The organism is Microbacterium sp. ISL-59 (genome assembly GCF_018613945.1).
Lineage (GTDB): Bacteria > Actinomycetota > Actinomycetes > Actinomycetales > Microbacteriaceae > Microbacterium > Microbacterium oxydans_B.
This window is the reverse complement of the sequence record NZ_JAGGPG010000001.1, coordinates 342,326-355,319: the sequence shown is the minus strand read 5'-3', so window position 1 is coordinate 355,319 and position 12,994 is coordinate 342,326. Positions and strand designations below refer to the sequence as shown.

Here is a 12,994-nt window from a genome sequence, read left to right as displayed (position 1 = left end):
GTGCTCCCCTTTTCCCTCCGATGCCCGCCGTACCGGCTGAAGGCAACCCCGAGCATAGTGGACGGGGTGTCCTACTCTGGGGAGATGACTTCCGATTCCGACGACGCCCTCAACTGGGAGGGCGACGATGCCGCGGCGCCGCAGGATCGCGCCCTTCCGCACGGCTGGAACGCCGTGGGCAGAGGAAGCGAAGAGGTGGGGACGGTCGAGGACGACGGCACCGTCACCCCTGCGGTGCTCGACGAGCCGGCGGGGCTGAGCACTCCGATGCTGCTGATCCTCGGAATCGTGGGCGGCGTGTATCTGCTTTACACGATCGGCTGGGTCGTCGGCGGATTGCGTCTCAAGCCGCTGGCATCGTTCCTCGTCGACGACGCGATGTTCCTGCCGTGGTTCGTGCTGGCGATCGCGGCGCCGGCGCTGTGGTTCCTCGCGACCTGGGTCCTGACGCGCGGCAAGGCGGCATGGGTCCGCGTCGCCGTGCTGCTGGCGGGCGTGGTCCTCCTCGTCCCCTGGCCCTTCGTCACCGTGGGGGTGATCGGATCGTGAGTGCGTCTTCCGCTCCTCAGCAGGTCTCCGCGGGTTCGCCGCGCTGGCTCGTCGGACTCGTCATCGGGCTCGCGGGGCTGTTCTACGCCTACGCGGTGTGGAACGCCGTCGCACACCTGATCACGATGGCGCAGACCGGATTGACCGGGGGTGGATGGGCGACCCTCCTGTTCGGCGTCGCCTTTCCCGCCATCGTCTTCGCCTTCGCCTACGTGATCGGCCGACGACGCAATGTCGGAGAGCTCGCGCTGGTGTTCCTCGCGGGGCTCGGCATCGTCGCGGTCTTCTGGATGAGCCTCATCGCGCTCAGCCTCACGATGCCGAGCGCCTGAGCCGCGCACGGTCACACGGCACGGAGGGCGTCGAGCGCTCGGGTAGAGTTGACGCGATCGCGCCCCCATGGTGTGCGGCGCATCGGCCACTCCCGCCTGCCGCGCTGCCCCGAAGGATCCACTGTGCCGAAGCCCGTCGTGCTCATCGCCGAAGTACTCTCTCCCGCCACCATCGAGGCCCTGGGCCCCGACTTCGACGTCCGCAACGTCGACGGCACCGACCGCGAGGCGCTGTTCGCGGCGCTGGCGGATGCCGATGCCGTGCTGGTCCGCTCGGCGACCCGCATCGATGAGGAAGCGCTCACGCACGCGCCGAAGCTCAAGGTCGTCGCCCGCGCCGGAGTCGGCCTCGACAACGTCGACATCAAGGCGGCCACGGCTGCCGGCGTCATGGTCGTCAACGCGCCGACCTCCAACATCGTGTCGGCCGCCGAGCTCACGGTCGGTCACATCCTGAGCCTCGCCCGCCGCATCCCCGCCGCGCACGCCTCGCTCTCCGCTGGCGCGTGGAAGCGCAGCTCCTTCACGGGAGCCGAACTCTTCGAGAAGACGGTCGGCATCGTCGGCCTCGGTCGCATCGGTGCGCTCGTCGCCGCGCGCCTCGCGGCTTTCGACATGCGTGTCGTCGCCTACGACCCCTACGTCACCTCGGCGCGCGCCCAGCAGCTCGGCGTGCAGCTCCTCTCGCTCGATGAGCTCGTCGCCGAGTCGGACTTCCTGACGATCCACATGCCGAAGACGCCGGAGACCACCGGCATGATCGGCGCCGAGCAGTTCAAGGCCATGAAGCCGACCGCTTTCGTCGTGAACGTGGCCCGCGGCGGACTGATCGACGAGGAGGCGCTGCACACCGCGCTCGTTGCCGGTGAGATCGCTGGCGCAGGTCTCGACGTCTTCACGACGGAGCCCCCCGCAGAGGGTGGAACCGCTCGTCCGCTGCTCGAGCTTCCCAACGTGGTCGTCACCCCGCACCTCGGTGCGAGCACCGAAGAGGCGCAGGAGAAGGCCGGCGTCTCGGTCGCCCGCTCCGTGCGTCTCGCGCTCGGCGGCGACCTGGTGCCCGACGCGGTCAACGTCGCCGGCGGCGTCATCGACCCCTACGTGCGCCCCGGCATCTCGCTGGTCGAGAAGCTCGGTCAGATCTTCGCGTCATTGGCGACCTCGCCGCTCACGAGCCTCGACGTCGAGGTGCACGGTGAGCTCAACGACTACGACGTGAGCGTGCTCAAGCTCGCCGCTCTCAAGGGCGTCTTCACGAACATCGTCAGCGAGACCGTCTCCTACGTCAACGCGCCGCTCCTCGCCGACCAGCGCGGCATCGCCGTGCGCCTGCTCAAGGATGATGTGAGCGACGAGTACCGCAACGTGATCACGCTCGCCGGAGCGCTGTCGGACGGGTCCCAGCTGTCGGTGTCCGGCACGCTCACGGGCCCGAAGCAGGCCGAGAAGCTGATCGGCATCAACGACCACGCGCTCGAGCTGCCGATCGAGAAGCACCACGTCGTCATGCTGTACACCGACCGTCCCGGCATCGTCGCGGTCTACGGTCAGAAGTTCGGCGAGGCGGGTATCAACATCGCCGGCATGCAGATCGCCCGCAAAGCGGCCGGCGCGCAGGCGCTCAGCGTGTTGACGCTGGACTCCCCGGTGTCCGACGACCTGCTCGACGACGTACGCGACGCGATCGACGCCGACCTGTTCCGTCAGATCGAGATCACCGAGGTCTGACCGGCGGCTGCAGACAAGAGGGCGGGAGCGTGATGCTCCCGCCCTCTTGCGTCGCTCGGTGCGGTCAGGCCGTCGCCTTCAGGACCAGCGCGATCAGTTCGGCGAGCTCGTCACTGCGGGGGACCAGCCGCTCGGGTCCGTGCGCGTCGAGCGAGTTGTTGAAGTAGAGCCCGTCGCTGACCAGCATCACGAGGTCGAGGCTCGCCGTGTCCCGCACGTGCGGGCGGATCGTCTCGGCCCACCGCCGTCGCGTCTCGCGGAGCATGTCGGCCGCCGGGGCCGATCCGCCCTGCGTGAGTCGGGTCGCGGCGATGAGCGCTCGATCCAGCGCGTCGTCCTCCATCACGGATGTGCGCACGTAGTAGGCGACGGGGCCTTCTTCGGCGGTGGTCATCCGTTCCAGATCCAGTGTCGTGAGTCGGTCGAGGCGCTCCATCAGCCCGGCTTCGAGGTCATCCTTCGAGCCGAAGTGGTAGAGGAGTCCGCCTTTGGACACCCCCGCGGCCTTGGCCGTCGCGTCGAGCGTCGCCGCTCGTTCGCCGTCTTCGATGAGGATCGCTTCGAAGGCGTCGAGCACCTTCTCGCGGGCGAGGGGAGGTCGGGGCATCGTGGATCCTCTGCACAGGGGAGCGGCGGGAATTCTGTTACTATACCATCCGGACGGTTCACTAACGATGCCGCCAAGATTGTGAGAGGTGTTCCATGACCCGTACTGCGTCGATCCCGACGACAGAGACGGATGCTCCCCGCGTCGGAGCCCGCGGCTGGGCGGCGCTCGTCGTCCTCATGCTGCCGGTGCTGCTGGTGTCGGTGGACAACACGGTGCTGAGCTTCGCGCTCCCTGAGATCTCCATCGCGCTCGCTCCCACGGGGGCCGAGCAGCTGTGGATCATCGACGTGTACCCCCTGGTGCTGGCGGGCTTGCTGGTGACGATGGGCACGCTCGGCGACCGCTTCGGCCGCCGGAAGATGCTGCTGATCGGTGCGACCGGCTTCGCCGCCGTGTCGGCTCTCGCCGCCTTCGCGCCGACGGCCGGGCTGCTCATCGCCGCCCGTGCGCTCCTCGGTTTCTTCGGCGCCATGCTGATGCCGTCGACCCTCTCGCTGCTGCGCTCGATCTTCCAGAACCGCGACCAGCGCCGCATGGCGATCGCGGTGTGGGCGTCGGCGTTCTCCGCCGGGTCCGCCCTCGGCCCGATCGTGGGCGGGTTCCTCCTCGAGCACTTCGCCTGGGGGTCGGTGTTCCTCATCGCCGTCCCCGTGCTCATCCCGCTCCTGGTCGCGGCACCCCTGCTCGTCCCCGAGAGCCGCGACCCGAACCCGGGGCGCATCGACCTGATCAGCATCGCGCTCTCGATGGCGACCATGATCCCCGTGGTCTACGCGATCAAGTCGCTGGCTGTCGACGGACCGAGCCTCACCGCCGGCGCGTGGGCTCTGCTCGGCTTCGGTATGGGCTACCTGTTCGTCCGGCGTCAGCTGCGCTCCCGGTCGCCGATGCTCGACATGGCGCTGTTCCGCCGTGGCTCGTTCTCCGGGGCGATCCTGGTGAACCTGCTCAGCGTCGTCGCGCTCGTCGGCTTCCTCTACTTCGTGTCGCAGCACCTGCAACTGGTGCTTGGACTGTCGCCGATGATGGCGGGCCTGGCGCTCGTGCCCGGCATGCTCGCGATGATCGTCGCCGGCCTCTCGGTCGTGCCCGTTTCGCGCCGCGTGCCGCCGCACATCGTCATTCCGGTCGGGCTCGCGTTCTCGGTCGCCGGCTATCTGATCGTGGCCTTCACGACGCACGAGCACGGGGTACTCCCGCTCGTGATCGCGTTCGTCGTGCTCGGCATCGGCATCGGTGCGGCCGAGACGATCTCGAACGAGCTGATCCTCTCCAGCGCCCCCGCGGCGAAGGCGGGTGCGGCGAGTGCGGTCTCCGAGACGGCGTACGAACTCGGCGCCGTGCTCGGCACCGCGGTGCTGGGCGGCATCATCACCGCGTTCTACCGCGGCGCGCTCGTGCTTCCGGAAGGCCTGCCGGCCGATGTGGCGCACGCGGCGGGGGAGACCCTCGCCGGCGCGTACACCGCGGCGCAGGAGCTTCCGGCTGCGCTCGGCACGGCACTGTGGGACGCCGCGGCCGCCGCGTTCGGCTCCGGCGTGATGGTGACGTCGCTGATCGGCGCGGGCCTCGTGGTCCTCGCCGGTGTCATCGCGGCCGTCACACTGCGCAAAGCCCCCTCGCACTGACCAGTACGCTGGGAGGACCGGCCCGCTCGACCCCGTCGGGCCCGGCCGGTCCATCCCCGTGCAGTGCGCAAGGAGTGTCATGTCGCGTGTCGTGAAGCTGGCCGTCATCCCCGGTGACGGCATCGGTCCCGAGGTCATCGCCGAGGCGGAGAAGGTGCTCGACGCCGTCACCGCGTCCAGCGGTGTGGTCTTCGACAAGACCCGTTTCTCGCTGGGTGCCGGGCGCTTCCTCGAGACCGGCGACACCCTCACCGACGACGACCTCGCATCGATCGCCGCGAACGATGCGATCCTGCTCGGTGCGGTCGGAGGCACGCCGGGCGACCCGCGTCTGAAGGATGCGAACATCGAGCGGGGACTGCTGCTGAAGCTGCGCTTCACGCTCGACCACTACGTGAACCTGCGTCCGTCGAAGCTCTTCGCGGGCGCGCCCGGCCCCCTGGCGGATCCGGGCGAGATCGACTTCGTCGTGGTCCGCGAGGGCACGGAAGGCCCGTACGTCGGCAACGGCGGCGCCATCCGCAAGGGCACGCCGCAGGAGGTCGCGAACGAGACCTCGGTGAACACGGCCTTCGGCGTGGAGCGCGTCGTGCGCTACGCCTTCGAGTTCGCCGAGCGCCGTCGGAAGAAGCTGACGCTCGTACACAAGACCAACGTTCTCGTGCACGCGGGCGGCATCTGGCAGCGCATCGTCAATGAGGTCGCCGCCGAGCACCCCGACGTGGCCGTCGACTACCTGCACGTCGACGCGGCCACGATCTTCCTGGTCACCGACCCCTCGCGCTTCGACGTGATCGTCACCGACAACCTGTTCGGCGACATCCTCACCGACCTCGCCGGAGCCGTGACCGGCGGTATCGGACTCGCCGCCTCCGGGAACATCAACCCCGACGGCGCGTTCCCGTCGATGTTCGAGCCCGTGCACGGTTCGGCGCCCGACATCGCGGGCCAGCAGAAGGCCGACCCGACTGCCGCGATCCTCTCGATCGCGCTGCTGCTCGACCACCTCGGTCTCACCGAGGAATCCGCACGCGTGAGCGCGGCGGTCGAGGCCGACATCGCCGCCCGCACCGGCGTGCGCACCACCGCGGAGATCGGCTCCGCGATCACTGCACGCCTCTGATCGCAGGCGTAGGCTGAACGGGCGCGAGGATGCGCCCACCCACGAGGAATGGATGATGAGATGACGACCATCGATGCAGAGGCGACCGTGGCTCCCCTGGAGTTCCTCGTCATGAAGAACCTGAACGCGGCTTCGCCCGCGCGACTGGCCGAAGTGCTCGAGAATCCGGGCTTCGGCGTGGTCTTCACCGATCACATGGTCGACATCTGCTGGTCGACCAAGGGCGGGTGGCACCGTCCGCGCGTGCAGCCGTACGGTCCGATCCCGCTCGACCCCGCGGCATCCGTCCTGCACTACGCGCAGGAGATCTTCGAGGGCATCAAGGCCTACCGTCACGCCGACGGTTCTATCCACACGTTCCGCCCCGACCGCAACGCCGCGCGCCTGCAGGCCAGCGCCCGCCGTCTCGCGCTGCCGGAACTGCCGACCGAGTACTTCATCCAGTCGCTGCGCGAACTCATCGCCGTCGACGGCCGCTGGGTGCCGACCGGTGCGGACCAGAGCCTGTACCTGCGGCCGTTCATGTTCGCCAAGGAGGCCTTCCTCGGAGTCCGTGCCGCGCAGAAAGTCGCTTACTACGTCATCGCCAGCCCGGCCGGCGCCTATTTCACCGGCGGCGTCAAGCCGGTGCGCATCTGGCTCTCCGAGGAATACGCCCGCGCGGGCAAGGGCGGCACCGGCAAGGCCAAGACCGGCGGCAACTACGCATCGAGCCTCCTCGCACAGAGCGAGGCCAGCGCGAAGGGCTGTGACCAGGTCGTCTTCCTCAACGAGAAGCGCGACGTCGAAGAGCTCGGCGGGATGAATGTCGTCTTCGTCTTCAAGGACGGCCGCGTGGTGACACCGGAGTCGGACAGCATCCTCGAGGGCATCACGCGCGACTCGCTGCTGCAGCTCGCGGAGGACCGCGGCTACACGGTCGAGAAGCGTCCGATCTCGATCGACGAGTGGCGTGAAGGCGTGGCATCCGGCGACATCGTCGAGGTTTTCGCGTGCGGCACGGCGGCGGTCGTGACCCCGATCGGCGCCCTCGTCGGCGACGGTTTCGACGAGCCGCAGCCGCTGGGCGAGCTCGCCCTGTCGCTGCGTGAGGAGCTCACCGACATCCAGTACGGCCGCCGCGAGGACAAGCACGGCTGGCTGCTGCGTCTCGACGCCTGAGCCGCGGGAGCGCTCGGTAGGCTGGATCCCATGAAGATCGCCCGGTTCAGCCACGACGAAGCCATCATGTACGGGATCATCGACGAGCGCGAGCTCGTGGTGCTCGCCGGAGACCCGATGTTCACCGGGTACGAGACCACCGGCGCGCGTGTGCCGCTCGCGGATGCTGCTCTGCTCGCCCCGGTGATCCCGCGGTCGAAGGTGGTCTGCGTCGGCAAGAACTACCACGATCACGCCGCCGAGATGGGGGGAGTGGCTCCCGAGGAGCCGCTGCTCTTCCTGAAGCCCAACACCTCGGTGATCGGCCCCGGCGACGCGATCGTGCGCCCGACTCTCTCCGAGCGCACCGAGTACGAGGGCGAGCTCGTCGTGGTGATCGGCAAGATCGCGAAGAACGTGAAGGCCGAGAACGCGCTCGACTACGTGCTGGGCTACACGATCGGGAACGACGTGACGGCGCGCGACCTGCAGCGCAAGGACGGCCAGTGGTCCCGGGCGAAGGGCTTCGACACGTTCTGCCCGCTCGGACCGGTGATCGAGACCGACTTCGACCCGGCGAACGCGACGATCGAGACGCGGGTGAACGGCGAGGTGCGACAGCACGCACCGCTCACCGACATGATCCACTCCGTGCCGGCGATCATCGAGTACGCCTCCGCCGTGTTCACCCTGCTGCCCGGTGATGTGATCATGACGGGGACGCCGGCCGGTGTCGGCACGTTCGAAGCGGGCGACGTGGTCGAGGTCGAGATCTCGGGACTGGGAATCCTGCGCAACAGCGTGCGCGACGCCGTACCCGCGTCATGACCGACGTCGCCCTGACGGCGGCGCAGCAGGCGGCTGTCCAGCGGCGTACCGTGCTGGTGCTGTCGTTCGGGCAGGTGCTCGGCGGCATCGCCTTCGGAGCCACGGTGTCACTCGGCGCCCTTCTTGCGGCGGACATCTCGGGGAACGATGCGCTCTCCGGACTGGCTACGGCGTCGGTCACGCTGGGAGCGGCCGCGTGCGCGATCCCGCTCGCGCGTCTCGCCGCGCGCCTCGGGCGTCGTCGGGCGCTCACCCTCGGCAACCTCTTCGCTCTGGTCGGCATCGCGGTCGTCATCCTTGCCGCCTCCCTGCGCGTGTTCCCCCTGCTACTCGCCGGCATCCTGATGATCGGCGCCGGCAACGCGGGAAACCTGCAGTCCCGGTTCGCGGCGACCGACTTGGCGGCACCTCAGCATCGTGGCCGTGATCTCTCGATCGTCGTCTGGTCGACGACCATCGGCGGCGTCGCGGGGCCCCTGCTCCTCGGTCCCGGAGAGATCGTGGGGCAGGCGGTCGGCATGCCGCCGCAGACCGGTTCCTATCTCTTCTCCTTCGTCGCGCAGTGTGCGGCGCTGGTGCTGTACATCGTCGCGCTCCGACCCGACCCGCTGCTCGCCGCGCAGCGTCTCGCGAAGGTGGCGGCGGCGACGACCGGGGCCGTGGTGCTCGACCGCCCTCGCGTGGCGCGCTACGCGATCTTCGCGGTCGCCGGATCCCACGTGGTGATGGCGTCCGTGATGGCGATGACCCCGGTGCACCTGTCGCACATGGCGCACGGTGCGCATGGCATGGCGCCCACTCCGGCCGATGTGTCCGCGCTCGTGGGTATCACGATAGCCCTCCACGTCGGCGGCATGTATGCCCTGTCGCCCGTGTTCGGCGTGCTTGCCGATCGCTGGGGGCGACTGCGCGTGGTGCTGCTCGGCCAGGTGCTGCTCGCCGGTGCGCTGGCGTTCGCCGTCTTCACGGGCACGGAGGCGTGGGGCGTGATGGTCGCGCTCATCCTGCTGGGGCTGGGCTGGAGTGCGGCGACCGTCGCCGGTGCCGCACTGCTCACGGAGGCATCCGCACCAGAGCTGCGCACCCGCAGGCAGGGCCGCAGCGACTCCCTGATGAGCCTTTCGGCGGCAGCCGGATCGGTGCTGGCCGGGATCGTCCTCGCGAACTTCCAGTACGCGGGGCTCGGCGTGGCCGCGTTCATCCTGGTGATCGCGATCGTGGCCCTGTCTCCGCTGGCTCGCTCCGGCACCCGATGAAGGACTGGGCCGGGGTCGGCGAGGCATACGCCGCCTCTTTTGCGGACCTCTGCGCCGGAACATTCCCCGTGATGCGTGATGCTCTGGGCGCGCCTGGCGACCGCAGCCTGCTCGATGTCGGTGCCGGCGACGGCACACTCGCCGCGGCATGGTCGGCGGCGAGGTGGAGCGTCACCGCCTGCGAGCCGGAGGCATCGATGCGCGCAGTCTCGCGACGGCGGCATCCTGCGATCGAACCGCTCGACGGCGCACTGCCTGATCTGCCTTTCGACGACGACACATTCGATGTCGTCGTCGCGAACTTCGTGCTGAATCACGTCGCATCGCCGCGCGCATCGGCCGCCGAGCTGCGTCGAGTGAGCCGTGGCATGGTCGTGGCGACCACCTGGACGATGTCGCCCTCCTGGCTCTGGGCCGAGATCACGGAGCGTGCCGGACTGGAGCCGTTCGTGGGCACGAAGCTCCCCGCCGCGGAGGACTTCGAACGGACGCCCGACGGATTCGCACGGATGCTGCGGGATGCGGGTCTGGAGCGTGTCACCGTCGCCGAGCATCGGTGGACCTGGAACGCGCGGCCGGAAGTGCTCTGGCTATCGGTCGAGGCGGGGTCGCCGGCGCGGGCGCCCTGTATGCCGGACTGGGCGCGGACGATCGGCGACGTTTCCGCGCGGCGTTCGACCTCGTCGTCGAGGAGCGGCGCACGGGTGGCGTGCTGCCCCTCGAGCACCGGGCGGCGATAGCCGTGGGCGCAGCCGTCTGAGCGGCCATCGACCGCCAGCGGGGATGACCTCGTCCCCGTAGAATCGAAGGGCTATGGCTACCCCTCACCCCCTCACCACGACTGTCAGTGGTGCCGACGTCCGCGTCCGCTTCTGCCCATCACCGACCGGGCTGCCGCATGTCGGCATGGTCCGCACGGCGCTCTACAACTGGGCGTACGCACGCCACAACGGCGGGAAGATGGTGTTCCGGATCGAGGACACCGACGCGGCCCGCGACAGTGAGGAGAGCTTCCGTCAGCTCGTCGATGCGCTCACCTGGCTCAAGATCGACTGGGACGAGGGCGTCGAAGTCGGCGGGCCGCATGCTCCCTACCGGCAGTCCGAGCGTCACGACATCTACCGCGGCGTGATCGACAAGCTCATCGCCACCGGAGCGCTGTACGAGAGCTACTCCACGGCAGAGGAGATCGACGCGCGCAACGAGGCCGCCGGCCGCGCCAAGCAGCTCGGCTACGACAACTTCGACCGCGACCTCACCGATGAACAGAAGGCGGCGTTCCGCGCCGAGGGGCGCCAGCCCGCCCTGCGCCTGCGTGTGCCCGACGAGGACGTCACCTACGTCGACCTCATCCGCGGCGAGGTCACGTTCCCCGCCGGCTCGTTCCCCGACTTCGTGGTCGTGCGACCGAACGGCGTGCCGCTGTACACCTTCGTGAATCCCGTCGACGACGCGCTCATGGGCATCACCCACGTCCTCCGCGGCGAAGACCTCATGCCGTCGACCGCGCGCCAGCTCTCGCTGTACGCGGCGCTGATCGACGCCGGTGTCACGACGTTCGTGCCGCGCTTCGCGCACATGCCGCTCGTGCTGGGCGAGACCGGCAACAAGAAGCTCTCCAAGCGCGACCCGCAGGCCGACCTGTTCCTGCACCGCGACCGCGGCTTCATCCCCGAGGGTCTGCTGAACTACCTCGCGCTCCTCGGCTGGTCGATCGGCCCCGACCGCGACGTGTTCTCTCTGGACGAGTTCACCGCGGCGTTCGACATCGAGAACGTCAATCCGAACCCGGCACGCTTCGACCAGAAGAAGGCGGAGTCGATCAACGGCGACCACATCCGGATGCTGGGGGAGAAGGACTTCGCCGAGCGGACGATCCCGTATCTCGCGGCCGCAGGCCTCTTCGACGAGCCCACGCATGAGCAGCTCGTGATGGCCTTCCGGGTCGCACCGCTCGTGCAGGAGAGGGTGCAGCTGCTGGGAGAGGTCCCCGGTATGGTCGGCTTCCTGTTCGAGGACGAGGTGTCCTACGCCGAAGACGCCCTCAAGGGTCTGCCGGCGAATGCTGCAGAGGTCCTCGATGCGTGCGTCAGCGCTCTCGAGCCCGTGGAGGATTTCGTGCCCGAGAAGATCCAGGAAGCGCTGGCCACGGCGCTCGTCGAGAAGCTGGAGCTCAAGCCGCGGATCGCTTACGGACCGCCGCGGGTCGCCATCACCGGCCGTCGGATCTCGCCGCCGCTGTTCGAGTCGATGGAGCTGCTCGGCAAGGATGAGTCGCTGCGTCGCCTGCGGTCGCTCTCGGCATTCCTCGCGAACTGAGGCGCGACGCGCCCGAGCGGCGCCGCGCACCGGTGGTTTTGGTGTTCCGCCGTCGCTCGGGTAAGCTTGAATCTCGGTGCGAGGCTCCGGTTTCGCCCTTGGGGTATGGTGTAATTGGCAACACGGCGGTTTCTGGTTCCGTTGTTCTTGGTTCGAGTCCAGGTACCCCAGCAAGACGAAAACCCCCGCTCAGGCGGGGGTTTCGTCGTTTCCGGGTTCGATTCCGACGGTGCGGCGATGTGTCACATGAGCAGTCGCAGTGGTTCTTCGATCATGTGGCCGAGGGTCCTCAGGAACTGTGCACCGAGAGCACCATCGATGATGCGGTGGTCCGCGGTGAGGGTGAAGCTGATCCGTTGACGCACGACCACAATTTCGTCGGCGAGTACGAGCTCATCCCGGATCCCACCCACGGCGAGGATGGCGCCCTGGGGAGGGTTGACGATCGCCGTGAAGTGCTCGACGCCGTACATCCCGAGGTTGCTGACCGTGAAGGTCCCACCCGTCATGTCCGCCGCCTCGAGGCGACGCTCGGCGGCACGGGCCGCGAAGTCACGCGTGCGCGCGGCGATGGTGGTGATGGTCGCTGCGTCCGGGGCGCGCAGCACCGGGACGACGAGCCCGGCGGGGGCGGCCATGGCGATGCCGATGTTCACATCACGGTGCAACAGGGTGGCGCCACCGCCTTCCGGTGAGTACGAGGCGTTGATCTCGGGGTGGGCACGGAGGGCCGACGCTGCGGCCTTGACGACGAGGTCGTTGATGCTCACGCGCTGCTCGGCCGCTGCGACGGTCTCGTTGAGGCGCGCGCGCAGCGCGAGGAGCTCTCCCACATCCGCCGAGGACGTGACGGTGAACGTCGGGATCGCGCCGGCCTCGGTCATCCTCGCGGCGATCGTCCGGCGGGTCGCGTCGAAGGCAACGAGATCTCCGGCAGCGGTGTCGTGTCGGGGTGTTGAATCGAGATCCGACACGGCTGCGGAGCCGCGCGGCGCCCCTTCGATCAGATCATCGAGGTCGGCGCGGACGATTCGTCCTCCGGGCCCGGTTCCCGGCACCGCGGAAAGATCGATCCCTCGCTCTCTGGCGATGCGACGGACGAGTGGCGTCGCCGCGGTGCGGGAGCTCTCCACGGGCGCGGAATCCTGCGTGGTGATCGTCGGCGCGGGAACGGACGCCGCGGGTCGTTCCTGATCCGGCACCGCCGCGACGACCTGCGGAGGAGGGGTGCCGTTGCCGTCATCGAGACGGGCGATCGGCGTACCGATGGCGACGTTCTCGCCCTCGGGGACCAGGATCTCGGCGAGCACGCCCGCGTCGTACGCCTCCTGCTCCATGAGCGCTTTGTCGGTCTCGATCTCCAGGAGGAGATCTCCGGGGGCGACCGCGTCTCCTGGTTTCTTGTGCCAGGTGGCGATGGCGCCCTCCGGCATGGTGTCGGAGAGGCGGGGCATGAGGATGTCGATCATGTGTCCTTCTTC

General features: G+C 68.8%; 12 protein-coding genes and 1 tRNA gene. 11 read left to right on the top strand and 2 right to left on the bottom strand.

Annotated elements, in window-relative coordinates; all coding sequences use genetic code 11:
* Window positions 1-84 precede the first annotated feature (84 nt).
* From J7E45_RS01755 to serA, 3 genes are all read left to right on the top strand, one after another.
* Window positions 85-549: a hypothetical protein gene (locus J7E45_RS01755; RefSeq protein ID WP_091027433.1), complete on the top strand. Its 465-nt coding sequence runs from the start codon at window positions 85-87 to the stop codon at window positions 547-549.
* Window positions 546-881, top strand: a complete 336-nt coding sequence (locus J7E45_RS01750) for a hypothetical protein (RefSeq protein WP_215066698.1) — start codon at window positions 546-548, stop codon at window positions 879-881. The genes J7E45_RS01755 and J7E45_RS01750 overlap by 4 nt, the downstream gene beginning before the upstream one ends.
* Window positions 882-1,004: 123 nt before the next feature.
* Window positions 1,005-2,609, top strand: a complete 1,605-nt coding sequence (serA, locus tag J7E45_RS01745) for a phosphoglycerate dehydrogenase (RefSeq protein ID WP_215066696.1) — start codon at window positions 1,005-1,007, stop codon at window positions 2,607-2,609.
* Between the two features lie 64 nt (window positions 2,610-2,673).
* Here the strand turns inward: serA and J7E45_RS01740 are convergent, their stop codons facing one another.
* Window positions 2,674-3,216: a TetR/AcrR family transcriptional regulator gene (locus J7E45_RS01740; protein WP_091027426.1), complete on the bottom strand. Its 543-nt coding sequence runs from the start codon at window positions 3,214-3,216 to the stop codon at window positions 2,674-2,676.
* Window positions 3,217-3,311: 95 nt separating this feature from the next.
* Here J7E45_RS01740 and J7E45_RS01735 point away from each other — a divergent pair, with 95 nt between their 5' ends.
* The 8 genes from J7E45_RS01735 (at window position 3,312) to J7E45_RS01700 (ending at window position 11,684) form a co-directional block, all read left to right on the top strand.
* Entirely contained in the window at window positions 3,312-4,847 is a 1,536-nt protein-coding gene (locus J7E45_RS01735; protein WP_091027425.1) for an MFS transporter, read from the top strand.
* Window positions 4,848-4,926: 79 nt separating this feature from the next.
* Window positions 4,927-5,970, top strand: coding sequence for a 3-isopropylmalate dehydrogenase (locus J7E45_RS01730; protein WP_215066694.1), 1,044 nt, complete (start codon window positions 4,927-4,929; stop codon window positions 5,968-5,970).
* Window positions 5,971-6,030: 60 nt separating this feature from the next.
* Window positions 6,031-7,131: a branched-chain amino acid aminotransferase gene (locus J7E45_RS01725; RefSeq protein ID WP_091027448.1), complete on the top strand. Its 1,101-nt coding sequence runs from the start codon at window positions 6,031-6,033 to the stop codon at window positions 7,129-7,131.
* A gap of 30 nt (window positions 7,132-7,161) precedes the next feature.
* Window positions 7,162-7,938, top strand: a complete 777-nt coding sequence (locus J7E45_RS01720) for a fumarylacetoacetate hydrolase family protein (protein WP_091027422.1) — start codon at window positions 7,162-7,164, stop codon at window positions 7,936-7,938.
* Window positions 7,935-9,194: an MFS transporter gene (locus J7E45_RS01715; RefSeq protein ID WP_215066692.1), complete on the top strand. Its 1,260-nt coding sequence runs from the start codon at window positions 7,935-7,937 to the stop codon at window positions 9,192-9,194. The genes J7E45_RS01720 and J7E45_RS01715 overlap by 4 nt, the downstream gene beginning before the upstream one ends.
* Before the next feature lie 71 nt (window positions 9,195-9,265).
* Complete coding sequence (locus J7E45_RS01710) at window positions 9,266-9,934, top strand: class I SAM-dependent methyltransferase (protein ID WP_251053345.1); 669 nt, start codon at window positions 9,266-9,268, stop codon at window positions 9,932-9,934.
* 73 nt (window positions 9,935-10,007) lie between these two features.
* The gene (gltX, locus tag J7E45_RS01705) at window positions 10,008-11,513 is read left to right on the top strand and encodes a glutamate--tRNA ligase (protein WP_167635378.1); all 1,506 of its coding nucleotides are present in this window, start codon (window positions 10,008-10,010) and stop codon (window positions 11,511-11,513) included.
* Window positions 11,514-11,612: 99 nt separating this feature from the next.
* Window positions 11,613-11,684 (top strand) — tRNA-Gln (locus J7E45_RS01700).
* Between the two features lie 71 nt (window positions 11,685-11,755).
* Here J7E45_RS01700 and J7E45_RS01695 read toward each other — a convergent pair.
* Window positions 11,756-12,982, bottom strand: coding sequence for a dihydrolipoamide acetyltransferase family protein (locus tag J7E45_RS01695; protein ID WP_215066690.1), 1,227 nt, complete (start codon window positions 12,980-12,982; stop codon window positions 11,756-11,758).
* Window positions 12,983-12,994 lie beyond the last annotated feature (12 nt).